The following is a 23941-nucleotide window of genomic DNA, read 5'->3' on the forward strand; positions in this document are numbered from 1 at the left end:
CCGCCCGGCCGCGTGGGCCGGTGCGCTCAGACTCCCCCTCGGTCGAACTCCACCGGGAGTCGGTCGACGCAGATGTGCCTGCCGTTCTCGAAGTAGCGGGTCGGTTCGGCGGTGAGCCGGTAGTTGCCGTGCTCGGCCAGTTCGTCGAGGACGGCGAGGAACTCGGTCCTGGCGTGGTGGGCGCCGAGGCAGAAGTGCACGCCCTGGCCGAAGGTCAGGTGCCGGTTGCTCGGGCGGTCGAGGCGGAACTCGTCCGGGTCGTCGAAGACCGCCGGGTCGCGGTTGGCGGCTCCGGTCAGCAGGACCACGCGGGCGCCCGCGGGGATGACCGTGCCGCCCACCTCCACCTCGCGGGTGGTGAACCGGGTGCCGTGGTCGACCGGCGCCCACAGCCGCAGGGTCTCCTCGACCGCGCGTGGTCGCAGGTCGGGGTGTTCGCGCAGCAGGTCTTGCAGGTCGGGGCGGCGGGCGAGGACCCAGCACAGGTGTCCGATGGTGTTCATCGTGGTCTCGTGGCCCGCGATCGCGTAGGCGACCAGCATGACGTGCAGGTCGTCCTCGGTGAGCAGTTCGCCGTCGACCCGGGTGCGGACCAGGGTGGAGAGGTGGTCGTCGCCGGGGTGTTCGCGGGCGCGGCGGATCTCGGCGCGGAACAGCTCGGCGAACGGGGGCCAGAAGCCACCGGAGTCGGCGTCCTTGGGCATGCCCTTCCAGGTGTTGCTGGTCAGTTCGCGGATGCGCGCGCGGGCTTCGGGGGAGAAGCCGACCGCCGCGCCCACCACCGCCAGCGGCAGCGGGGTGGCGAGTTCGGCCACCAGGTCGCCGTGGCCGCGTTCGACGACGGGGCGCACCAGTTCCGCCACCAGCCCGGTGATCGCCGCGGCGGACTCCTTGGCGCGTGCCGGGGTGAACGGCGGGCGCATCAGCGCGCGGTAGCGGGTCTGCTCCGGCGGGTCGTACTCCAGCGGGGCGAACCGGGGTGTGCCCGCCGCCCTGGGGAAGAACACGCCGTGGCCGGAGGCGAAGGTCTCGTGGTCGCGCAGGGCGGCGTCGACGTCGGCGTGGTGCGACAGGACCCACATCCCGCCGTGCGCCGACGAGTGCGCCACCCTCCCCTGCTCCCGCACCGCGCGGTGCACCCGCCGGGCCAGGTCGGGGGTGAACTCGGGGTCGTGGTGGTCGAAGTCGGCGGTGAGGCGGTCGACCGGGCAGCTCATCGGACCTCCCCGGCCCAGACGGGCGCGTCCGGCGCCATGTGCGCGAAGGGGTGCGTCGACGCCGGGTCGTAGCTCTCGTCGGTGATCCACTTGATCATGCGGCGGGTCGGCTCCATCCCGTCCTGGGGGACCTCGGGGCGGAAGTGGGTGGCGTAGCCCAGCGACACCAGCCGCTGCACGCCGTAGAGCGGTGCGGTGTCGCGCAGGGCCCGCTTGAGCGAGTCCGGGTAGACGCCGACGGTCTGGGTGTAGCTGTTCATCGCCCGCACCGCCTCGGCCGGGTCGTCGATCGGGACGACGTTGGCGACCCGCCCGGACAGCGCGTCGCGGAAGTCGACCGGTTCCGCCGACAGCGACACCACCACCGCGCCCTCGCCGTCGCGGCCGCCGACGACCCGGTACCAGTCCGGGGCGGCGGAGAGCCCGCGCAGGTTTTCCCGCAGCTCGGGGTCGAACCGGCGGGCGGGGGTGCTCAGCGCGGCGGGCAGCCGCTGCACCTCCTCGTGCAGCAGCGCGCCCCAGCGCAGCGCGGTGGCCAGCCCGGCCTCGTCGGTGCCGGTGGCGGCGTAGATGACCCGGGCGTTGAAGCAGCCCTCCTGGTTGAGCACGCCGACGTCGGCGGCGGCCAGCCTGGCCGTCTCGCGCAGCGCCGCCTCGGAGGCGAACGCCTCGGGGCCGATGACGGTGGCCGAGAGCTTCGGGTCCAGTGCGATCAGCTCCAGCCCCGGCCGCAGGTACTGCGTCACGTGCTGGACCGAGCCGAACCCGCCCCACGCCACCACCTTCTCGACCTGCGCCGGGTGGTAGAGGCCGCGCTCGAACCCGGTGTCGCCGCCCTTCCAGTACAGCACCGACAGGTGCCGGGTCAGCGGGTGCTCCGGCGCCAGCTCGACGAGGGTGCGGAGGATGGCGGGCGCGGTCACCGGGTCGTTCGCGGGTGCCTTGATGATCGCGTCGCCGCGGGTGACGGCGCTGCGGACCACGGTGATGCCCGCGATGATCGGGTTGTTGCCCGCGATCACGTGCACCGCTCGCGCCCCGAACGCCCGCACGGCCGCGCCGCCGGAGGACACCCAGCCATCGAGGAATTCCGCCCCGATCGCCCGCTCGGCCAGCGCCCACACCGCTTCCGGGGCGAACAGGCCCGGCAGTTGCCGGTACGTCGAGCGCAGCACGTCGGCGGTGAGGTCGGAGAACTCCGGCAGCACGGACAGCGCCTCTTGCAGGAAGCCGTTGCGCGACAGCACAAGCCGTTCACCCAGCTCCGCGAGCAGGTCCACGATCTCGGCGAACGGCTCCGATTGCAGGTCCGACAGCGCCACCGGGTCGCGCAGCGGCAGCACCGGCAGCAGACCGACCGGGTCCGGGCCGCGGAACCCCGCCGGGAACTCGACCGGGTCGGCCTCGTGCACCCGCCCGCGCACGACCGCGGGTACGAAGACGGCGCTCACACCAGTGCCCCGTTCAGGAACTCCAGCGTCTCGGTGAGCGCGCTCGCCGTCGCCGCGCAGGTGATCTTGTCGTCGCCGCCCGCCCCGCCGAAGCGGCCGACGGTGCCGTGGTGCAGCCGGGGGGTGGTGCGCCCGCACGGGCACGGCTCCCAGGTCACGGTGACCTTGTCGCCGGAGACGAACCCGCCCCAGAACAGGTCGGCGGACAGGTCGAGGAACGCGGCGCGGCCGGTGACCGTGCCCCGCCGGGGCAGGACCCTCCCGGTGTCGGGGTCGAGCAGGTACAGCACCAGCCACGGCTCCACGTGGTAGGCGTTGTCCTGGCAGAGCATGTTGAGCGCGATCACCTCGACCATCGCGTAGACGTAGGCCAGCCGGTCGACGCCCGCGAAGGCCATGACACCGCGGTCCCAGTCCTCGGGCAGCGCCCCGGCCTTGGACCCGCCGCCGGGCAGCAGCACCGAGTCGGGGGAGAACACGCCCCGCAGACCGCGTCCCGCACCGGCCTCGGCCATGCCGTGGAAGACGTCCCAGGTGCTCAGGGACGCGATCCGCCGCCCGCCGAGGGTGTCGGCGAGCCGCTGCACGAACTCGCCCATGCCGCGGCCGGTGGCGTCGAGCGCGTCCTCGAACTCCGCCCGGCGCTCGGCCAGGTTCGCGGGCACCCGGACCCGGTCCAGCTCACCGCGGGCCGCGGCGGCGCGCAGGCGCCCGGCCAGGTGCATCACGTCGGCGCTGAGGTGCCCGTCGTGCAGGGTGTGGAACCGGTCGGGGCTGCCGCCGAGCTGCTTCCCCATGGCGGTGGCGTGCCTGGCGATGCCGCTGCGCCCGGTGCGGAAGCTGGGCCACACCACGTCCACGTCGGCGTCCGGGTTCACGTCGAGCCGGACCATCTCGTAGAGGCGGTCGTACTGCACGGCGGTGTGCGGCAGGAACGACATGGTGCCCGTGGTGCCGGAGGAGTGCGCCAGCCGCAGCGGGGTCCGCTCGTCCACCAGGTCGAGCCAGGCGTCGATCGAACCAAGGCCACGAGCATCCACTTCGGACAGGTCGACGGTGGTGAGCCGGGCCAGCCACCGGGTGAGCCGGTCGAACCGGTTGTCGGTCAGCAGCGAGGCCGGGTAGGACTTGTAGACCGTGTGCGGGAACAGCAGCGGCGCGGCGTCGTCGAGCCCGCCGAGTTCGGTGATGCCCTGCTCCTCGGCCATGGTCGTCAGCACCGGGACCCGGTCGCGCAGCGCGGCGAAGCGCAGGCGCGCCGCCTCCAGTTGCAGGCGTTCGAGTTCCCCGCGCGGCAGCGTGTGCATGGCCAGTCGGGAGCCACTGAAGTACTCCACGGGGTTGCCCGCGAAGGTGAGCAGGTCGTGTTCGCCGGTCATGCGGTCTTCCTCTCCGGCTCGGGCCGCGGGGCGGAGGCGTCCCGGGCGAGGTGGTGGGCGATGGCGGTGACGGTCGGGTGGTGCCAGAGCAGGGTCGCGGCGACGGTGACCCCGAGGCGCGCGCCCAGCTCCCGGCGCAGCGCCACCGCCAGCAGCGAGTCCAGGCCCAGTTCGGGCAGCGGCCTGCGCGGGTCCACCCGGTCGGGCGCGGCCCCCAGCACCTCGGCGGCGGCGGCGCGGACCTCGGCCACCAGGAACTCGACCCTGGCCTCCCCGGTCAGCGACACCCAGGGGACCGGGGCCCGCTGGGCCGGTCCGCGCTCGACGAGGTCGCGCAGCAGCGGGACGTCGAGCGGGTCGGGTGCATCGCGCAGCACCCGCAGCACCGCCAGGTTGCCCGCCATGCCGCTGTCCACCCTCGACCAGGCGCGCAGCGCCTCCTCGGCGCTGACGGCGTCGGTGCCGCGTGCGGCCAGCTCGGCGTCCACCGCGGTCGCCGAGGCGGCCATGCCCAGCCCGCGCCAGCTCGTCCAGGCCAGGGCAACCGCGTCGCGGTCGCCGAGCGAGCGCCGGTGCCGGGCCAGCCCGTCGAGGAAGGCGTTCGCCGCCGAGTACGCGGCCTGCCCCGGCAGCCGCAGCAGTTGCCCGGCGGAGGAGAACAGCACCAGGAAGTCCAGGGTGCCCGGCGGGAACAGCCGGTGCAGCACCAGCGACCCGGCCACCTTGGGGGCGAGCACGGAGTCCAACTCGGCGCGGGTCAGGTCGGCCGCCGCGCCCGACAACACCGTCCCGGCAGCGTGCACGACGCCGCGCACCGGCGGGAACCCGACCTCGGCCAGCGCTGCCCTGGTCGCGGTCTCGTCGGCGACGTCGGCGGCGAGCCCGCGCACCGTCGCACCCGCGGCTTCGAGGTCGGCGCGCAATCCCCGGTCGACCCGGCCGGAGCGGCTGAGCAGCAGCAACCTGCGGGCCCCGCGCTCCACCAGCCACCGGGCGACCCGGCCGCCCAGTGCCCCGGACCCGCCGGTGACCAGGTACGTGCCGTCCGGCCTGCACCGCGGGCCGCCGTCGAGCCCACCGGGCACGGCCGCGCGCAGCCGGGCCGCCGTCGCCCGGCCGCCCGCGATCGCCACGACGTCCTCGTCGACCCCCGAGCCCACCAGCCGCGCCACCGCGGCCAGGTCCTCGGCGGTGGGGTCGGCGACCAGGTCGAGCACCCCGCCCCACTGCTGCGGGTACTCCGCGGCGAGCCCGCGGGCCATGCCCCACAGCGCGGCCTGCGCCAGCGCCTCCCGCGCCCGCGCCGTCCGCACACCCCGGGTGACACACACGACCCGCCGCCCGGGGTGGGCGAGCACCACCTCGCGCAGCCGCCACACCAGGTCCGACACCGCAGCGGCCGGGTCGTCCCCGGTCCGCTCCGGGGCGAACACCAGCACCTCGGCCCGGTCGGCGGGCACCAGCCGCGAACCCAGGGCGGCCACCAGGTCCGGGGCCGCGCCGAGGACGGCCGCGGTCGCGCCCGGCTCGCGCTCGGGCACGGTCACCGGCTGCCAGGTCAGCTCGTGCAGCAGACCCGCCGCGGAGGCCCCGTCCGCGTCCGGCGTGCCGAACCGCAACCCGCGCAGCATCCCGGCGGGCACGCCGTCCGCGGACGCGATGTCCACGTCGACGGTGTCCCCGGTGCGCACGCGCACGCTGAACACCGCGTCGGTCGGGGCCCGCTGCGCCAGCGACAGGCGGTCGACGGCCGCGGGCATCCGCAGCCGCGCCGGTCCGGGGAACGCCACCGACGCCGTCGACAGGACCGCGTCGAGCAGTTCGGCCCAGGTGCCGGGCACCTCGACCCGCGCGCTGAGCAGGCGGTGGCCCCGGCGCAGCTCGGTCACCGTCCACTCCAGCCCCATCGACAGCACCCCGAGCCGGGCGAGGCGGGTCACCACCGAGGTCGGCGGGATGCGCGTGCCGACCAGCCGCACGGACGCCCGGGCCGGTGCTCCGGCGGTGCCCGCGGTGGCGGTGGTGTGGGTCAGCCAGTCGCCGTCCACCCGCGAGGACAGCCGCAGCGCGCCGTCCTGGGCGCTGACCTGGACCTCCCTGGCGGGCGAGGTGGCCACCGGGACGCGCAGCCGCACGTCGCGCAGCGCCGTGGTCCCCGCGGCCCGCAGGAACGTGTTGAGCAGGACGGCGGCGGGCACGATCTCGCTGCCCGCGACCGGGTGGTCCCCGGGGTAGGGGCGGGAGTCGTGGTCGAGCCGGGTGTGCCACACCGTCACCGGCACCGGCCCGCGCACGGTGACGGCATCCGCGCCGAGCAGGTTCTGCTCGGCCGGGTCGTGCCCGCGACCGCCCGCGGGCCTGGGCTGCTCGCGGGCCCAGTGCTCGCGCCGCTGCCAGGCGGTGGTGGGCAGGTCGGCCAGCCCGGCGCGCGGGACCAGGGCGGTCCAGTCGACCCGCCCGCCCGCGGCGTGCAGCGCGGCGGCGTTCTCCAGCAGGGTGCGCCGCTCGGGCCGGTGGCGGCGCAGCGTGTGCGCGACGGCGACCTCCGGCGCGGTCTCGCCGATCGAGTGCGCGACCACGGGGTGGGTGGACACCTCCAGGAAGACCCGGTGCCCGTCGGCCACGGCTGCGGTCACCGCACCGGCGAAGCGCACCGGGTTGCGCAGGTTCGCCACCCAGTACCCGGCGTCGCGGTCCGCCGGGTCGCGCGGGTCCGGCAGCGCGGTGCTGTAGAGCGGGACCGTCGGCTGCGCCGCGACGAGCGACGCGACCGCCTCGGCCAGCCCGGCGCACAGCGGGCGCATCTGCGGGCCGTGGAAGGCGACGTCGGAGTCCACGCGGCGCACCGGCGCACCCAGCTCGGCGAACCGCGCGCTGACCCGTTCGACGGCGTCCGGTGACCCGGAGACCACCGTGGTGCCCGGTGAGGACTCGATGGCCGCGGTGACGTGCGGGTCCCCGTCGAGGCGCGCGGCCACCTCGGCGAAGGGCAGCGCCACCATGACCATCGCGCCGCGGCCCGCCACCTGCCGCAGCAGCACCGCCCGCCTGCACGCCAGCCGGGCGGCGTCGGCGCGGCCGAGCACCCCGGCCGCCGCGGCGGCGGCGATCTCGCCCACCGAGTGCCCGATGACGGCGGCGGGCCGGACACCCCGGTCGCGCCAGACGTCGGTCAGCGCGAGCTGGATCGCCACGATGGCCGCCTGGACCAGGTCGGTGCCCAGCGGGTGGGCACCGGTGATGACGTCGCGGGCGCTGAGCCCCAACTCCGCTGTGTAGACGGGGTCCAGCTCGCTGATGGCGCGGGCGAAGACCGGTTCCTCCGCGAGCAGTTCGCGGCCCATCCCGGCCCACTGGGCGCCGTGACCCGAGAACACGAACACCGGGTCGACCTCGGTGCGCGTGACCGTCGACCCGCGCAGGTCGCCCAGCCCGGCGACCAGGTCGTCCCGGTCCTCCGCGACGACGACCGCGCGGCAGGCCAGGTGCGAACGGCGGGTCGCCAACGTGTCCGACACGGCGGACAGGTCCGCCTCCGGGTGGTTCCGCAACCAGTCGGTGAGGCGCAAACCGTTGTCCCGTAATGCTTCCGGCGAATCCCCGGACACGGGGAAGAGGACTGGGTGGGAGTGTGGCTGCGGCACGGGGGCGGCAGGCGGGGCCTGCTCGACGACGAGGTGGGCGATGGTGCCGCCGTAACCGTAGCCCGCGACTCCGGCCCGGCGGACCTCGCCGGGGAAGGGGGTCGGTTCGGTCACCAGGCGCAACCCGTTGCGCTCCCAGGGGATGCCCGGGTGCGGACCGGCGGTGGACACGGTCGGCGGGATCGTGCCGGACGCCACCGCCAGCACGGCCTTCACCAGGCCGATCGCGCCCGCGCCCGCCTCCAGGTGCCCGACGTTGCCCTTCACCGAACCGATCAGGCACGGCTGCTCGGCGGGCCTGCCCGCGCCGAGGACGGCGGCCAGCGCGCCTGCCTCGACCGGGTCGCCCGCGCGGGTCCCGGTGCCGTGGGCCTCGACGTAGCCGACCGAGGCCGGGTCCACCCCGGACGCCGCGTAGGCCGCGCGCAGCAGGTGCTCCTGGGCGGGCCCGCTGGGCGCCATGATCCCGTCGGTGCGCCCGTCCTGGCGCACGGCACCACCGCGCAGGACCGCCAGCACCCGGTCCCCGTCGCGCTGGGCGTCGGTGAGGCGCTTGAGCACCAGCAGCGCACCGCCCTCACCCCGGCCGTAGCCGTCGGCGGCGGCGTCGAACGGCTTGGACCGCCCGTCCGGCGCGGTGGCCCCGGCCCGGTCGAGCACCACCGACAGCCCTGGCGCCGACATGACCATCACCCCGCCCGCCAGCGCCAGCGGGACCTCGCCGAGCCGCAGCGCCTGCACCGCCTGGTGCACGGCGACCAGGGACGAGGAGCAGGCGGTGTCCACCGCGACGCTGGGGCCGCGCAGGTCGAGCGCGTACGAGACGCGGTTGGGCGCCCCGCACTGCGAGGAGCCGATCCCCGTCCAGGGCTCGACGGTCGGCAGGTCCTCCAGCAGCCTGCGCCCGTAGTCCTCCGAGCCGATGCCGACCCACACCCCGGTGTCGGTGCCCGCAGGCGAGCGGGCCGGGACGCCCGCGTGTTCGAGCGCTTCCCAGGCCAGTTCCATGGCGAGCCGGTGTTGCGGGTCGACCAAGCGCGCCTCGCGCGCGGTCATCCCGAAGAACTCCGCGTCGAAACCGGAAACATCCGCCAGGAACGAACCCCGGGAAACGCGCCCGCGAATGGCGCGTGCGAACTCCCACCCGCGTTCGGCATACGATTTCCACCGGTTGTCCGGTATTCTTCCAACAGCATCCGAGCCGGTCATGAGAAAATCCCACAAGGCGGCTGGTGAATCAATTCCCCCGGCGCACCGGCACGACACCCCGATGACCGCGACCGGCTCGTCCAACGCCACTGCCCACTCCCTCCCCTGCGTGCCGGAAAAGGTGGCCGGGGCCGTCGGGCCCCGGCCACCGGTGCGTCAGAGGAGGACGCGGTCGCCGTCCCAGACGGTCGCGCCGAAGATGTCGCCGTAGAGCCAGTTGCCCCGGGCCTCGGGGTCGGTGGAGGTGTAGTACTCCTTCCACGCCTGCACCAGCTCGTCGACCGTCAGGTACCCGTCGCCGTTGCGGTCGAGCTTCTCGAACGCGATGCGCACGTTCGCCGACGAGGTGCCGAACGCCCGGTGGTACGCGGCGAACTCGCCCGGCTGCACCTTGCCGTCCCCGGACTTGTCGCACAGGTCGAACAGGGCCTGGGCCAGCGGTCGGAAGCCCTCCTCGAAGTTGCCGCCATCGCCGGAGAACGCCCGCTTGAGGCCGGTCCGCCACTCCAGCGGGGTCACCTTGCCGTCGTTGTTGGAGTCCAGCTCCCTGGACAGGTGCTGCCAGAACGTGTCGAACGCGCTGAACAGCGCGATCGCCTTGGGCGAGCCGAAGGGCTCGCCGAGTGCGGCGACCGTGCGGGCGGCCAGGGCCAGGGCGTCGGCGGGCTCCAGCACGCCGTTGCCGTTCTGGTCACCGTGCCCGAAGCAGATGTCGAGCTTGCGGTCGAGCAGGTTCGCCACGTCGGAAGGGCTCACGGAACAAACACCACCTAAGGCGTCGGATGAAAAGGGGAATGTTAAAGGTGAAGACCGGGCCGAAGAAGGCCGTGGCGCCGGGCGGGAAATCCCGGGCGGTGGCGCCGCAGCGCCTTCGTCAAAGTAGCGACGGGGGCGACACCTGCGCAAGTGCTCTCACCCGGAAAGGAAGTGTGCGAACGGCTCGGAACGAGAATCACCCACACAGTGGTCGTCAATGCCACTCGCCATCACCCGCTTGGCCGGTAGTGGCGTTACCCCAACTCCGGTATTCGCGGGTACCGGGGTGCCCTCCGGCATCCGGAACGATTCGGGGAGCGCCCGTTCGGCCCGCGCAGACGGGTGTTCGCCCGGTGGACGTGGAGCGATCGCGCGTTCGGGTGACAGCGGGGGCGGGGTAGTGACGGCGCGGACCGATCCGGGCACACTTGTCGGTGCACGTGCATCCGCGTGTGCGGCCGGACCGGGTGTCGGTCGCGCCGGGGGAGGGGGTGTGTCGAGGACTGGACCGCTCCGCACCGCGGAGGACGGACTTCGTGGACTGGGTTGTCCACAGTGGTCACTGCTCGATACCCAAATGGACTGTCCATTTGCGCCGCTTGTCCGGCCTGACCGGGCGGCATCCCTCGCGGTCATCGCTTGGTGGGAGCGGAAAGCCCGCGCCGGAGCGGGGAGAGGAGGGCTCGGCCGTTGTTCGCGCTGGTCCAGTCGGGCTTGATGCGAGGACGACCGTCCACCCCGGCCGTTCTCAGCCGTCGCGCGGTGTGTCGGCGGGCTCGCTGAGGAGGTGGCGGAGGCCGGGGAGGACCGTGTCGAGGTCCTTGGTGGTGCGGAAGACCACGATGCCGCCCTCCGGTCCGGGGGACTGGCGGGCGGTGAACAGGTCGACCGTGGTGGCCATGGCGGCGTCGAACTCGGGTTCGGGGTGGTCGGTCTGGCCGCGCAGCCAGCGGCGCAGGACGTGGTTGTGGGCGGTGACCACGGCGGCGGCCATGAGTTCGGCCTTCAGCGCGCTCTCCCGGCCGCCGCCCATCCAGGTGTGGATGAACTCGCGGAAGATGCGGTGGTACTGCTGCCCACCCGCGATCTCGCGGGCCCGGAGGGCGGGGACGCTGCGGGTCAGCCGGTAGCGGGCGCGGGCGAGGTCGCCCTCGGCGAGGTAGTGGCGCAGTGCCAGGCGGGATGCCTCGGTGACCGCGACCAGCGCCGTCTCGTGGGTGGAGCCGTCGAGGCGGGCCTCGATGGCCCGGCGCAGGACGTCGTGGTCGGGGAAGATCACGTCTTCCTTGGAGCGGAACGTGCGGAAGAACGTGGTGCGGCCCACGCCCGCGCGGTCGGTGATGTCGTCCACGGTGGTCTGCTCGTAGCCGCGCTCCTCGAACAGCGCGAACGCGGCGTCGATCAGGCGGGCCCTGGTCGGCGTCACTGGCATCGGGGACTCCTCGGCTCGGTTCGGCCTCACCCTAGCCCGCACCTTTCGCAGGGGTGGTGGCCTGGCTTGTGGCGGTCCCCGGCAGCTCGGCCGCGGACCGGTCGGAGGCCGTCCATGAGGAGATCCAGCAAGCGGCCCGCTGTGGCTTCGTGCTCCGGCCGGGGGGCCACGGTGAAGATGCCGATCAGGGATGCGGCGATGTCGTCGGCGGTGACATCGGAGCGCAGGTCGCCTGCCGCGCGGCCTGCGTCGAGGATGGTGGTGATGGCCGCCGGCAGCTCGGTGCGAGTCTGCGCGTGGGCGATCTCGCCCGCCTCGACCATCGTGAGCAACGTGTCGATCATGCCGTTCCTGGTCGCGACCCAGTCCCCGAACAGGTCCATCCAGCGCCGCATCGCGGTGGGCGCGGGCAGTTGTTCGAGCAGTTCGCCCCCGCCGGTCGTCAGTCGCCCGACCTGATCCCGGTAGACCGCGTCCACCAGCGACTCGCGGCGAGCTTCCCCGTCGAGCGGATCCGCCGCGCGACCGAACTCCAAGCAGGCCGACACGTGCACGGGAAGCTCGTCATCGACCTCTGGACGTGATGCCCGACCGGGTGACCCGGTTTCCTTGAGCGCAGCCGTTCCGCGAATCCGTGGGTGCCGGGCGGGCGCGACTTCCTCTACCCTCGGGTACTGAGTACCGTTGGTCGGGTATTCAGTACCAGGGAGAGGGCGTCACCATGGAGAAGGTCGGGGTCGTCGGGTGCGGCCTGATGGGGTCGGGGATCGCCGAGGTGTCGGCCCGGGCGGGGCTGGACGTGGTGGTGGTCGAGACCGGGCAGGCCGCGATCGACGCCGGGCGCGAGCGGCTGACCGCCTCGCTGGAGCGGGCCGAGCGCAAGGGGAAGGTCTCCAGTGCCGCCGAGGTGCTCGACCGGATCACCCTCACCGGCTCGCTGGAGGACCTGGCCGACCGCGACCTGGTGATCGAGGCCATCGTGGAGGACGAGGCGGCCAAGGTGGCGCTGTTCCGGCGGCTCGACGCCGTCGTGGTCTCACCGGAGGCGCTGCTGGCCTCCAACACCTCGTCCATCCCGATCATGAAGATCGCCACCGCGACCAAGCGGCCCACCCACGTGCTGGGCATCCACTTCTTCAACCCCGTCCCGGTGCTGCCGCTGGTCGAGCTGGTGCCGAGCCTGCTCACCCTGGACGAGACCACCGGCCGCGCCGCCGAGTTCGTCGGGACCGCGCTGGGCAAGCACGCGATCCGCAGCAAGGACCGGGCCGGGTTCGTGGTCAACGCGCTGCTGATCCCGTTCATCCTCGCCGCGATCCGGATGCTGGAGTCCGGCTTCGCCGAGCGCGACGACATCGACGAGGGCTTGGTGCGCGGCGCCGCGCACCCGCAGGGCCCGCTGGCGCTGGCCGACCTGATCGGGCTCGACACCACCAGGGCGGTCGCCGAGTCGCTGTACGAGGAGTTCAAGGAACCGCTCTACGCCCCGCCGCCGCTGCTGAACCGGATGGTCGACGCGGGCCTGCTCGGCCGCAAGACCGGCCGCGGCTTCTACACCTACGCCTGAAGGGGGCCGCGCCATGACCGGGTTCGACCTGTTCCGCACCACCGACGACCACGAGGCCCTGCGCGCGGTCGTGCGCGAGCTGGCCGAGGAGCGCATCGCCCCGCACGCCGCGGAGGTCGACGAGCGCGCCGAGTTCCCCAAGCACGCCTACGACGCCCTGGTGGCCTCGGACTTCCACGCCCCGCACGTGCCCGAGTCCTACGGCGGGGCCGGGGCCGACGCGCTGGCCACCTGCATCGTGATCGAGGAGGTGGCGCGGGTCTGCGCGTCGTCCTCGCTGATCCCGGCGGTGAACAAGCTGGGCAGCCTGCCGCTGGTGCTCGCGGGCAGTGAGGAGGTCAAGCAGCGCTACCTCCCGCCGCTGGCGTCCGGGCAGGCCGCGTTCTCCTACGCCCTGTCCGAACGCGACGCGGGCTCCGACACCGCCTCCATGCGCTGCCGCGCCACCCCCGACGGCGACGACTGGGTGCTCGACGGGCAGAAGTCCTGGATCAGCAACGCCGGGTTCTCCGAGTACTACACCGTCCTCGCCGTCACCGACCCCGACGGCCCGCGCGGCTCCAACATCAGCGCGTTCGTCGTGGAGAAGTCCGACCCCGGCTTCTCCTTCGGCGCCAAGGAGAAGAAGCTCGGCATCAAGGGCTCACCGACCCGCGAGCTGCTGTTCGACCGGGTCCGCATCCCCGGCGACCGCATCGTCGGCAGGCCCGGTGAGGGGCTCAAGATCGCCCTGCGCACCCTGGACCACACCCGGGTCACCATCGCCGCCCAGGCCGTCGGCATCGCCCAGGGCGCGCTGGACCACGCCCTGGCCTACGTGCGCGAGCGTCGCCAGTTCGGCAAGCGCGTCGCCGACTTCCAGGGCATCCAGTTCATGCTGGCCGACATGGCGATGGCCGTGGAGACCGCTCGGCAGATGGTCTACGCCGCCGCGGCGAAGTCCGAGCGCGCCGACGCGGACCTGTCCTTCTTCGGCGCCGCCGCCAAGTGCCACGCCTCCGACGTCGCCATGCGCGTCACCACCGACGCCGTGCAACTCCTCGGCGGCTACGGCTACACCCAGGACTTCCCGCTGGAGCGCATGATGCGCGACGCGAAGATCACCCAGATCTACGAGGGCACCAACCAGATCCAGCGCGTGGTGATGGCCCGCCACCTGTTGAAGTGACCACTCGGAACTGAGTCGTTCCACCCAGACGCCGCCGTTCCCGGACAGCCGGGGGCGGCGGCGTCGCCCGTGCCGGGCCTGTGACCAACTGCACTTCGTTTCACTTTTGGAAAAGTTGCACGGATGGAAACGAACGGCCACTGTGGTGGCATGACCGCGGAGCCGGGCCTGCGCGCCCGCAAGAAGGCCGCCACCAGGGTGGCCCTGAGCCACGCCGCGTGGTCGCTGATGCTGGAGCGCGGTCTGGACGCGGTCACCCCGGAGTCCGTCGCCGAGGTGGTCGGGGTGTCCTCGCGGACGTTCCGCAACTACTTCGGCAGCCGGGAGGAGGCGATCGTCGACGAGTGGTCGCGGCGGCACGCCTCGCTCGCCGACGCCGTCCGCGCCCGGCCCGCCGACGAACCGGTGTGGGACTCGCTGCTGGCGGTCCTGCCGCGGGCGCTCACCGAGATCGTGGGGGAGCGGGCTGACTTCGCCGTGCTGCTGCGGGTGATCAGCGAGAGCCCGGCGATGCTGGCGCAGAACCTGCTCGCCCTCGACCGCACCGGTCGGCTGCTGGCGGAGGTGATCGCCGAGCGCACCGGCGCCGACGCCGACCGCGACCTGGCGCCGCGGCTGCTGGCGGGCGCGGTGCTCGCCGCGGTCAGCACTGCGGCGACCTTCTGGGCCACCGGCGGCGCGCGGACCGACCTGCCCGACCTGCTCCGCGAGTGCCTGGACCACCTGCGCGCGGGCCTGCCGACCACCGACCCCGCACCCACTGCCTGATTCCACTGCCTGATTCCACTGCCCGACCCCAGGTCCCGCCCCGCACCCGGTCCCCGCCGCGGGCGCGCACGCACGCCTCGAACAGGAGAAACACCCGATGGCCACGTTCCTGTACCGGCTCGGCCGGTCCGCCTTCCGCCGCCGCTGGCTGGTGACGGTGGCCTGGTTCGGCGTGCTGGCCGCGACCGTCCTCGCCGCGGTGGCCCTGGCCAAGCCCGCCTCCGGCACGTTCGAGATCCCCGGAACCCCGGCGCAGCGGGCGATCGACCTGCTCGGCGAGCGGTTCCCCGGGGTCTCCGCGGGCGGTGCGGGCGCGCGGGTCGTGTTCGCCGCACCGGAGGGGCGCACCCTCGCCGAACCGGAGTACCGGGCGGCGGTCGAACGCGCGGTCGCCGACATCGGCGGGGCCCCGCAGGTCGCCTCGGTCACCGACCCGTTCCGGACCGGCGCGGTGGACCCGAGGACCGGCGCCATCGGCTACGCGCAGGCCACCTACTCGGTGTCCGCCGCGCTGGTCACCGACGAGGCCAGGGACGCGCTGATGGCCGCCGTCGAGCGGGCCCGCGCGTCCGGCCTCACCGTCGAGGCGGGCGGGGACGCGTTGCAGGCGCCGGTGGAGACCGGGGTGGCCGAGGTGCTGGGCATCGCCGTCGCCGCGGTCGTGCTCGTGGTGACCTTCGGGTCGCTGGTCGCGGCCGGGCTGCCGCTGCTGACCGCGCTGCTGGGCATCGGCATCGGCGTCGGGCTGGTCACCGCCGCGGGCCACTTCTTCGACCTGTCCTCCTACACCCCGGTCCTGGCGCTGATGCTGGGGCTGGCGGTGGCCATCGACTACGCGCTGTTCATCGTCTCCCGATACCGGCACGAGGTCGCGCTCGGCCGCGCCCCGGAGGAGGCCGCGGGCCGCGCGGTCGGCACCGCGGGCTCCGCCGTCGTGTTCGCCGGGCTGACCGTGGTGATCGCACTCGCCGGGCTGGCGGTCATCGGCATCCCGTTCCTGAGCCAGATGGGGCTCGCCGCGGCGGGCACGGTCGCGATCTCCGTCCTCCTCGCGCTGACCCTGCTGCCCGCGCTGCTCGGCTTCGCGGGGAACCGCCTCCTGGGCCGCCGCGCCCGCACCGCGCAGGCCGAGCAGACCGCCGGGGCCGAACCGGCGGGCGAGCGGGCCAAGGCGCCGATGGGGGAGCGCTGGGTCGCGGCGATCGCGCGCAGGCCGGTGACCGTGCTGCTGACGTGCCTGGTCGCCCTCGGCGTCATCGCCATCCCCGCGCTCGACCTGCGGCTGGGGATGCCCAGCGAGGCGGTGGCCAGCCCGGACAGCACCCAGCGCAAGGCCTACGACCTGCTCGCGGGCGGATTCGGCCCCGGCGTCAACGGCCCGCTGACCGTCGTCGTCGACACCGGGGGCGGACCGGTCACCGCGGCGTCCGAGCAGGCGGTGCAGCGCATCGGCGGCCTTCCCGACGTGCTGGCGGTCGTCCCGGTCGCCACCAACCCGGCGGGCGACACCTCGATCCTCACCGTCGTCCCGGCCAGCGCCCCCAACGCCGCCGAGACCCAGGACCTGGTGCGCGCCATCCGCGCCCTGGACGGCACGATCGCGGGCGCGGGCATCGGCGTCACCGGCCTGACCGCGGTCAACATCGACATCTCCGCCAAGCTCGACGACGCCCTGGTGCCCTACGTCGCGGTGGTCGTCGGGCTGGCGTTCATCCTGCTGATGCTGGTGTTCCGCTCGCTGCTGGTGCCGCTCAAGGCCACCGCGGGCTTCCTGCTGAGCATCGCGGCCACCCTGGGCGCGGTCGTGGCCGTCTTCCAGTGGGGGTGGCTGGCGAACCTGTTCGGGGTGGAGCAGCCCGCCCCGATCATCAGCTTCCTGCCGATCTTCCTGGTCGGCATCGTGTTCGGCCTGGCCATGGACTACCAGGTCTTCCTGGTGACCAGGATGCGCGAGGAGTACGTGCACGGCCGCGACGCCCGGACGGCGGTCACCGCCGGGTTCGCCCACGGCGCCAGGGTGGTGACCGCGGCGGCGCTGATCATGATCAGCGTGTTCGCCGGGTTCGTCTTCTCCCCGGAGTCGTTCATCAAGTCCATCGGCTTCGGCCTGGCCATCGCGGTGTTCTTCGACGCGATCGTGGTCCGGATGGTCGTGGTGCCCGCGCTGATGACGCTGTTCGGCCGCGTCGCCTGGTGGCTGCCGCGGTGGCTCGACCGCGTGCTGCCCGATGTGGACGTCGAGGGGGAGAAGCTGGTGCGGCACCTGGACCACGGCGACGCGGAGCCCGCTCCCCGGGCCGAGAGCGCGGTGCGGTGAGCACGGGCGGCGAGCGCCTCGTCCCCGGCCGGTTCGACGGCCGGACCGTCGTGGTGACCGGTGCCGCCTCCGGCATCGGCCGCGCCACGGCCGCCCGCGTCGCCCGGGAGGGCGGCCGGGTCGTGGCGGTCGACATCGCCGCCGCGGGCCTCGACGCGCTCGCCGCCGAGCTGCCGGGCGCGGACCTGGTCACCGTCGCGGCCGACATCACCGAGCAGGCCGACGTCGAGCGCATCACCGCCGCGGCCGGGCCGCGCGTCGACGGCCTGGCCAACGTCGCCGGGGTGATGGACGACTTCGCCCCGGTGCACGAGGTGACCGACGAGGCATGGCGGCGCGTGTTCGCGGTCAACGTCGACGGGATGTTCCGGCTCACCCGGGCGGTCGTCCCGTCGATGCTGGCCGCCGGGCGCGGTTCGGTGGTCAACGTCGCCTCGGAGGCGGCGCTGCGCGGTTCCGCCGCCGGGGCCGCCTACACCGCGTCCAAGCACGCCGTCCTCGGCATCACCCGCAGTTGCGCGTTCATGTACGCCCCGAGCGGCATCCGGGTCAACGCGGTGGCGCCGGGCGGGGTGGCCACCGGCATCGCCATGAGCGCCACCCCCTCGGAGTTCGGGCTGGGGCGGATGGGCGCCTTCCTGGGCCTCGTCCCGCCGATCGCCACCGCGGCGCAGGTCGCCGCGTCGATCACCTTCCTGCTCAGCGACGACAGCCCCAACGTCACCGGCGCCGTCCTCCCGTCCGATGGCGGCTGGTCCGTCCAGTAGGGAGTGGGACCGCCCCCTTGCGCTGTCCGCAGGCACGGACTAACGTACAACCATGTGGTTGTAGATCAGCTCGGAACCGACGGGCTCGGAATCGGTGGCCTCAGTGCCGACGAGGTGGACCGCGTGTTCCACGCCCTCGCCGACAGCACCCGCCGGGACATCATCGGCCGGGTGCTGCGCGAGGAGCAGTCGGTCTCGGAGCTGGCCCGGCGCTACGAGATGAGCTTCGCCGCGGTGCAGAAGCACGTCGCGGTGCTCGAACGGGCCGCGCTCGTGCACAAGCAGCGGCGGGGGAGGGAGCAGATCGTGCACGGCAACGCCGACACCCTGCGCAAGGCCGCCCGCCTGCTCGACCGGTACGAGCAGCTCTGGCGCCACCGCGCCCAGGCCATTTCGGACATCCTGTCCGAGGACAGCGGCAAGAGCGAGAAGAGGACAGACAAGTGACTGTGACCAGCGTCCACAAGGACCCCGAGGCGTTGAGCATGACGTTCACCGCCGAGTTCCCCGCCCCCGTCGAGCGGGTGTGGCAGATCTGGGAGGACCCGCGCCTGCTCGAGCGCTGGTGGGGCCCGCCGACCTGGCCCGCCACCTTCGACGAGCACGACGTCACCGTGGGCGGCGGCTCCGCCTACTACATGACCGGCCCCGAGGGTGAGAAGGCCCGCGGCTGGTGGCGGTTCACCCTGGTCGACGCCCCCAACCGCCTGGAGTTCGACGACGGCTTCGCGGGCGACGACGGCAAGCCGCTGCCCGAGCCCGCCCCGGTGCACTGCGTGGTCACCCTGGAGGCGACCGCCGAGGGAACCCGGATGGTCACCGCCAGCACCTTCTCCAGCGCCGAACACCTGGAGCAGATGGTGAACATGGGCATGGAAGAGGGGATGCGCGAGGCCATGGGCCAGATCGACGCCATCCTCGCCGCGGGCTGAACAAGTCCACTGTGGAGGAGTGCGGAACAGCATTTCTCCACAGTGGGCGATCTTTTCAAGCTGGCATTCCGTGGTGTCGACCGGATGGCCGGCAGTGGCGCGGGAGTTCGGGCCGGCCGAGAATTCGCCGGGCGCCCGGGGCCTGGCGGGCGGGTACGGGGAGATCTGGGAGTACGTCCGCGGCGCGGACCTCGACGTGGACGGCGTGGTCGACGCGGCGGAGTTCCGCGAGGCCCACACCTCGGGCCGGGTGACGACCGAGGTGCCGGCCGAGAAGTGGATCGCGGCGATGGACGCCGACGAGAACGGCCGCGTCGACTGGGCCGAGCTGTCGGCGAACGTGCGGGGCCTGTTCACGGCGACCGACGGGTCGGCCAAGGGCGCCCGCGTGGTCAGCGGGAACTGAGCCGAACCCGCCGGTGGTGCGGGGGCGGCGTTCCCCGCGCCACCGGCGGGTTCTCAGGACAGGCGCAGCACGCTGCCCTCGCCGTTGGCCGACAGGTAGAGCGAACCGTCCGGCCCGACCGCGAGACCGGCGAACTGCCTCGGCGCACCGGGCATCCCGTGGCAGAACAGCGCCGGGTCCTCCCGCGTGACCCCACCCGGCAGGCCGACCGCCAGGTCCTCCGCGTCCACCCGGGTTTCCCCGGTCGCCAACGAGATCGCGGTCAGCCGCCGGTGCTCGACCTCCACCACGAACACCTCGTCGCCGCGCACCGCCAAGCCCTGCGGCGCACCGAGGCCCTCCGCGACGAGGACCGCCTGCCCGTCGTCGATCCGGAAGACCGCGCCGCGCCGCTCATCGCTGACGTAGCAGCGTTCCCCGCCGTCCAGGGCGACGTCCACCGGCTGTTCCAGCCCCTCCGCGAGCACGGTCACCGCGTCGTCGCCGTCGATGAGCAGGACCCGGCCCGCGCCGGACTCGGCGACCACCAGCCCGCCGTCCGCGCGGACCGCGATCCCCATCGGGCGGGCCAGCCGCTCCGCGCGCGCCCGCGTGGTCTTCGCCACCGGGTCGAAGGTCCGCACGTCGCCGTACTGCGACGTCAGGTGCACCAGGCCCGCGCTGTCGGTGGTGATGCCGTGGGCGAAGATCAGCAGTTCCCGCGTGGTCACCCCGTCCGGCTCCGGGGTCGCCAGCCGGTAGTGGTCGGCGGCCAGCACGTTGCCACCGAAGTCGACCGTCACGCCGAACGGGCCGTCGAGGCCCTGCGGCACGATCGGCCTGGTGCGGCCGTCGGGGTGCAGCTCGGCGACCCCGCCGCTGGCGAAGCTGGAGACGAACATCCGGTTCTCCGCGTCGAACGCCGCGTTGTCCAGCCCCACGATCCCGCTGGTGACCAGAGTCCGCTCCCCGCTGCCGAGGTCGATGCGGGTCACGATGCCCGCCACCCCCCGGGAGAGCACGACCAGGTTCCCGTCGAGGTCGAAGCGCACCGCGACGGGCTCGTGCACGTCCTCGGCGACCAGCTCGGCCGGGCCGCCGTCGGGGTGGGTGCGGAACACCTCGCCGGTCAGCATGTGCGGGTAGTACAGGTGCCCGTCCGGGCCGCGCTGCATCGCGTTGCCCATGGCCAGGCCCTCGGCGAGGACGACCGGGTCGCCGCCGCCGGGGAACAGCTCCAGCACGCGGCCGTCGAACTTCATCTCGTTGACGAACAGCCGGTCGCCGACGCAGGTGATGCCGTTGGGCACCTGGACCTCATCGGAGACCAGCGCGTACTCGCCCGCCGGGCTGCGCCGCCACACCCGGCCGGGGACCAGGTCGGTGACGTACATCGACCCGTCCGCGCCGAAGGCCAGGTCGTCCGGCGCCTGCACCGGCCCGTCCACCGGCACCACGACCTCCACGTCCCCGGAGGCGAGGTCGACCGCGCTGATCTGCCCGGCGAGGAACTGCGCCACGTACAGCCGCCCGTCCGGGCCGAACGCCACCCCGTTCGACCCCCACAGCGTGCTCGGCGGGGTCAGCCGCCGCAGGTCCCAGCGGCTGCTCCTCGGGTGCTCGCGCCCGGTGCCGTCGAACCGGTTGGGCCGCGTCACCTCGCCTCCACCAGCACGTCGTCCAGGCCGCCCTCGTCGCGCCAGCGCCGCAGTTCCGCGTGGAAGGCCACCGGCCCGTCGCCGTAGGACTCGCTGCGCGCCCTCGGCTGCCCCTCGTTGTTGTAGTAGCCGGGGGTGCACTCGGCCTGGAACCGGTGCTGGTCCGCCGCCTTCTCCCGGATCGTGGCCACCCAGGCGGCCTCCGCCTCGACGCTGGGCTCGACGCGGCGGGCCCGGCGCTGCTCGGCCGCGGCGATCACCGCGGCCACGTGCGTCGCCTGCTCGTCGAGGATGTGCACGTAGTTCACCGAGCTGGCGTTCTGCACGGGGATGAGGTTGAACAGGTTCGGGAAGCCGTGGCTGCTGAACCCGTGCAGCGTCTTCGGCCCGGTGGCCCAGTGCTCGAACAGCGACACCCCGCCCCGGCCGTGCACCGGCAGCAACCCGGACAGGACGCCGGAGCGGCCCACCTCGAACCCGGTGGCGAAGATGATGCAGTCGACCGGGTACTCCACCCCGCCCACCACCACGGCCTCCTCCGTGACGCGCTCGACGCCCCCGTGGTCGGCGGTGTCGACCAGCGTGACGTCGGGCCGGTTGAACGCCTCCAGGTAGGAGTCGCTGAACGTCGGCCGCTTGCACATGTAGCGGTACCAGGGTTTGAGCACCTCCGCCGTCTCCGGGTCCTCGACGGTGGAGTCGACCCGCGAGCGGATCTCGTTCATCTTCCGGAAGTCGGCGATCTCGTCGACGTGCTCGCGCTCCTCCGGGGACAGGTCGGAGTGGGCGTTGTTGGGGGTGAGGTTCCGCAACAGGCGGGCGCTGCCGGTCCACGCGTCGGCCACCAGGTCCCGCTCCACCTGTTCACCGCTCACGATGGCGAGGAAGTTCTCCATCCGCTCCCGCTGCCACCCCGGCGCCAGCGACGCGGCCCACTCCGGGTCGGTCCGCCGGTTGCCCCGCACGTCCACCGTCGACGGCGTGCGCTGGAACACGTACAGGTGCTCGGCGTCGCGCGCCAGGTGCGGCACCACCTGGATCGCGGTCGCCCCCGTGCCGATCAACGCGACCCGCTTGTCCGCCAACCTCTCCAGCCCGCCGTCGGCGCTGCCGCCGGTGTAGTCGTAGTCCCAGCGGCTGGTGTGGAACGTGTGGCCCCGGAACGACTCGATACCGGGGATGCCGGGCAGCTTCGGCCTGCTCAGCGTTCCGGTCGACGTCACCACGTAGCGCGCCCGCACCCGGTCGCCCCGGTCGGTCTCCACCACCCACTCCGAGGTGTCGTCGTCCCAGCGCAGCGCGGTCACCTTCGTCTGGAAGCAGACGTCGCGGTAGAGGTCGAAGTGCCTGCCGATCGCGCGGGCGTGCTGCCGGATCTCCTTGCCCGGGGAGTACTTCCACTCCGGGACGTAGCCGATCTCCTCCAGCAGCGGCAGGTAGACGTAGGACTCGATGTCGCAGTGGATGCCGGGGTAGCGGTTCCAGTACCAGGTTCCGCCGAAGTCGCTGCCCTCCTCGACCACCCGGATGCCCGCCACCCCGGCCTGCCGCAGCCTCGCCCCCGCGAGCAGCCCGCCGAAGCCGCCGCCGACGAGCACCACCTCCACCCGGTCGCTCAGCGGTCCCCGGTCGCGCTCGGTCTCCGCGTAGGGGTCGTCGGCGTAGTAGCCGAAGTCGCCGTCGGCGGAGCGGTACTGCGCGTTGCCCTCGGGCCGGATCCGGCGGTCCCGCTCCGCCCGGTACCGCGCGCGCAGCTCGTCGGGGTCGAAGCCCAGGTCGTCCGGCGTCAGGTGCTCAGGGGGCGTGGGCATGCGGGCCTCTCTGCCGTGGGGACGGGGTGTTCGCGGGCACGCCGCGCGCGAACACCGGGTGTCCGCGCGGACGCGCTCCGCAACCAGTCAAGCGGCACCGAACTACGTAAGTCAAGTGACTGAATTAAGTTGTATGGTTCCCGCGAACACCCCGCCCCCGCGCGCTCAGTGCAGGTGCGCCCGGAAGTACCCCTCGATCCGGGCCCACGCGTCGGCCGCCGAAGCCGGGTGCGGACCGATGCCCGCGACGCGCCACAGGGGGCGCAACCAGCCCGGACCGACCGCCTCGTCGTTGAGGAAGGCGTGGTTGGCCTCCGGGTACTCCTTGACGTCGTGCTCGACGCCGAGGGTGCTCAGGGCGGTGTCGAGCTGGGCCGCCGCGCCGCGCAGGGTGAGGTCGCGACCGCCGTAGCTGCCGACGATCGGGCAGGAGCCCGCCAGGGTCGTCAGGGGTTCGGCGGGCAGGTGGGCGTAGTTGACGGCGGCGACCGCGTAGTCGCCGGAGGAGGCGGTCATCAGCGCGAAGCCGCCGCCCAGGCAGAAGCCGATGATGCCGGTCTTGCCGGTGCAGTCGGGCAGGGCCAGCAGGTGGTCGCGGGCGGCGGCGATGTCGGCGTAGGCGCGTCCCTTCCCGGTCATCGACGCCCGCATGGTCGCCACCAGGCAGCGGGCGGCACCACCCTGGCTGAACAGGTCGACGGCGAGGGCCAGGTACCCCATGTCGGCGAGCCGGTCGGCCTGCCTGCGCACCACGTCGTTCATCCCGAACACCTCGTGCAGCACCACGATCCCCGGCCACGGCCCCTCACCCGAGGGGGTGGCGAGGTAGCCGCGCAGCGGCTGCGAACCCGCCCTGGCGGCGGCGGGGGAACTCAGGTCGACCTCGGGCACGGCGTCCTCCACGATCTCGGCAGTGGTCGGCACCGTAGACCGAACCGGGCCGCGAAGTCGTCTGATCGCACCTACGATGGCGCCTGTGCGCCGACTCGACCCCCGTGGTGTTCCGGACACCCCGACCTACCCCGAGGTGGGGGCGACGGCGGGGGAGTTGCCTGCCGGGTACCGGGTGGTCGAGGTGAGCAGGCAGTTACCCGCCGGGGCGGACTTCTCGGCGGCCGTCGAAGACCTGGTGCGGTGGCGCGTGCACGAACGCGCGGGTTTTCGGGTCGCCGCGTCCACGGAGTCGGCTGTCGCCGGTTCGGTGGTGGTGTTGCGGTTGGGGCTGGTGCTGCGGATTCCCTGTCGGGTGATCTACACCGTGGACGAGCCGGATCGGCGGGGGTTCGCGTACGGGACGTTGCGGGGCAACCCGGTGAGCGGCGAGGAGGTGTTCCTCCTGCACCGCGGGGCCGACGGTCGGGTGACTTTCCGGATCACGGCATTTTCGCGGCCCGCCTCGCTGCTGTCGCGTGCTTCCGGGCCGGTGGGGCGCGGGTTCCAGGACTTCATGACCCGGCGGTACCTCCAGGGGGTGTGACCG

General features: G+C 73.5%; 19 protein-coding genes. 9 read left to right on the top strand and 10 right to left on the bottom strand.

The genetic code is table 11. From position 1 onward, the window contains the following. Nucleotides 1-26: 26 nt before the first annotated feature. The 7 genes from L6E12_RS08210 to L6E12_RS08240 all read right to left on the bottom strand — a co-directional run bounded on the left by L6E12_RS08210 (nt 27) and on the right by L6E12_RS08240 (nt 11636). On the bottom strand, nt 27-1217 hold the full coding sequence (locus L6E12_RS08210) for a cytochrome P450 (RefSeq protein WP_236227280.1): 1191 nt from the start codon (nt 1215-1217) through the stop codon (nt 27-29). After that, complete coding sequence (locus L6E12_RS08215; RefSeq protein ID WP_236227281.1) at nt 1214-2668, bottom strand: acyl-CoA reductase; 1455 nt, start codon at nt 2666-2668, stop codon at nt 1214-1216. The genes L6E12_RS08210 and L6E12_RS08215 overlap by 4 nt, the downstream gene beginning before the upstream one ends. Next, entirely contained in the window at nt 2665-4047 is a 1383-nt protein-coding gene (locus L6E12_RS08220) for a hypothetical protein (protein ID WP_236227282.1), read from the bottom strand. Before L6E12_RS08220 ends, L6E12_RS08215 begins: the two co-directional genes overlap by 4 nt. Further along, complete coding sequence (locus L6E12_RS08225; protein WP_236227283.1) at nt 4044-8990, bottom strand: type I polyketide synthase; 4947 nt, start codon at nt 8988-8990, stop codon at nt 4044-4046. Before L6E12_RS08225 ends, L6E12_RS08220 begins: the two co-directional genes overlap by 4 nt. Nucleotides 8991-9056: 66 nt before the next feature. Continuing rightward, a complete protein-coding gene (locus L6E12_RS08230; protein WP_236227284.1) occupies nt 9057-9656 on the bottom strand; it encodes an EF-hand domain-containing protein in 600 nt (199 codons plus the stop codon). A gap of 748 nt (nt 9657-10404) precedes the next feature. Next, complete coding sequence (locus tag L6E12_RS08235) at nt 10405-11088, bottom strand: TetR/AcrR family transcriptional regulator (protein ID WP_236227285.1); 684 nt, start codon at nt 11086-11088, stop codon at nt 10405-10407. Between the two features lie 26 nt (nt 11089-11114). Beyond that, nucleotides 11115-11636 (bottom strand): TetR/AcrR family transcriptional regulator, encoded by a 522-nt coding sequence (locus L6E12_RS08240; protein ID WP_236227432.1) that lies wholly within the window; start codon nt 11634-11636, stop codon nt 11115-11117. Nucleotides 11637-11809: 173 nt separating this feature from the next. On the opposite strand from L6E12_RS08240, the gene L6E12_RS08245 reads away from it, so the two are divergent. From L6E12_RS08245 to L6E12_RS08280, 8 genes are all read left to right on the top strand, one after another. Next, nucleotides 11810-12655 carry a 3-hydroxybutyryl-CoA dehydrogenase gene (locus L6E12_RS08245; RefSeq protein WP_236227286.1) on the top strand — a complete coding sequence of 282 codons (846 nt, stop codon included), beginning with the start codon at nt 11810-11812 and terminating at the stop codon, nt 12653-12655. Between the two features lie 13 nt (nt 12656-12668). Continuing rightward, complete coding sequence (locus L6E12_RS08250; protein WP_236227287.1) at nt 12669-13823, top strand: acyl-CoA dehydrogenase family protein; 1155 nt, start codon at nt 12669-12671, stop codon at nt 13821-13823. A gap of 150 nt (nt 13824-13973) precedes the next feature. Continuing rightward, nucleotides 13974-14591, top strand: coding sequence for a TetR/AcrR family transcriptional regulator (locus tag L6E12_RS08255; protein ID WP_236227288.1), 618 nt, complete (start codon nt 13974-13976; stop codon nt 14589-14591). A gap of 97 nt (nt 14592-14688) precedes the next feature. Then, entirely contained in the window at nt 14689-16908 is a 2220-nt protein-coding gene (locus tag L6E12_RS08260) for an MMPL family transporter (RefSeq protein WP_236227289.1), read from the top strand. Further along, on the top strand, nt 16905-17675 hold the full coding sequence (locus L6E12_RS08265) for an SDR family NAD(P)-dependent oxidoreductase (protein WP_236227290.1): 771 nt from the start codon (nt 16905-16907) through the stop codon (nt 17673-17675). Before L6E12_RS08260 ends, L6E12_RS08265 begins: the two co-directional genes overlap by 4 nt. A 123-nt stretch (nt 17676-17798) precedes the next feature. Beyond that, complete coding sequence (locus L6E12_RS08270) at nt 17799-18122, top strand: helix-turn-helix domain-containing protein (protein ID WP_236227291.1); 324 nt, start codon at nt 17799-17801, stop codon at nt 18120-18122. After that, complete coding sequence (locus L6E12_RS08275) at nt 18119-18607, top strand: SRPBCC domain-containing protein (RefSeq protein ID WP_236227292.1); 489 nt, start codon at nt 18119-18121, stop codon at nt 18605-18607. Before L6E12_RS08270 ends, L6E12_RS08275 begins: the two co-directional genes overlap by 4 nt. A 73-nt stretch (nt 18608-18680) precedes the next feature. After that, a complete protein-coding gene (locus tag L6E12_RS08280) occupies nt 18681-19013 on the top strand; it encodes an EF-hand domain-containing protein (protein WP_236227293.1) in 333 nt (110 codons plus the stop codon). A gap of 53 nt (nt 19014-19066) precedes the next feature. Here the strand turns inward: L6E12_RS08280 and L6E12_RS08285 are convergent, their stop codons facing one another. The 3 genes from L6E12_RS08285 to L6E12_RS08295 form a co-directional block, all read right to left on the bottom strand. Beyond that, nucleotides 19067-20650, bottom strand: a complete 1584-nt coding sequence (locus L6E12_RS08285) for a hypothetical protein (protein WP_236227294.1) — start codon at nt 20648-20650, stop codon at nt 19067-19069. After that, complete coding sequence (locus L6E12_RS08290; protein WP_236227295.1) at nt 20647-22461, bottom strand: NAD(P)/FAD-dependent oxidoreductase; 1815 nt, start codon at nt 22459-22461, stop codon at nt 20647-20649. Before L6E12_RS08290 ends, L6E12_RS08285 begins: the two co-directional genes overlap by 4 nt. Nucleotides 22462-22626: 165 nt before the next feature. Continuing rightward, nucleotides 22627-23385 (bottom strand): dienelactone hydrolase family protein, encoded by a 759-nt coding sequence (locus L6E12_RS08295; RefSeq protein WP_236227296.1) that lies wholly within the window; start codon nt 23383-23385, stop codon nt 22627-22629. 52 nt (nt 23386-23437) lie between these two features. On the opposite strand from L6E12_RS08295, the gene L6E12_RS08300 reads away from it, so the two are divergent. Further along, the gene (locus L6E12_RS08300) at nt 23438-23938 is read left to right on the top strand and encodes a DUF1990 family protein (RefSeq protein WP_236227297.1); all 501 of its coding nucleotides are present in this window, start codon (nt 23438-23440) and stop codon (nt 23936-23938) included. Nucleotides 23939-23941 lie beyond the last annotated feature (3 nt).

The sequence above is a fragment of the Actinokineospora sp. PR83 genome, from assembly GCF_021056305.1.
Classification (GTDB): domain Bacteria; phylum Actinomycetota; class Actinomycetes; order Mycobacteriales; family Pseudonocardiaceae; genus Actinokineospora; species Actinokineospora spheciospongiae.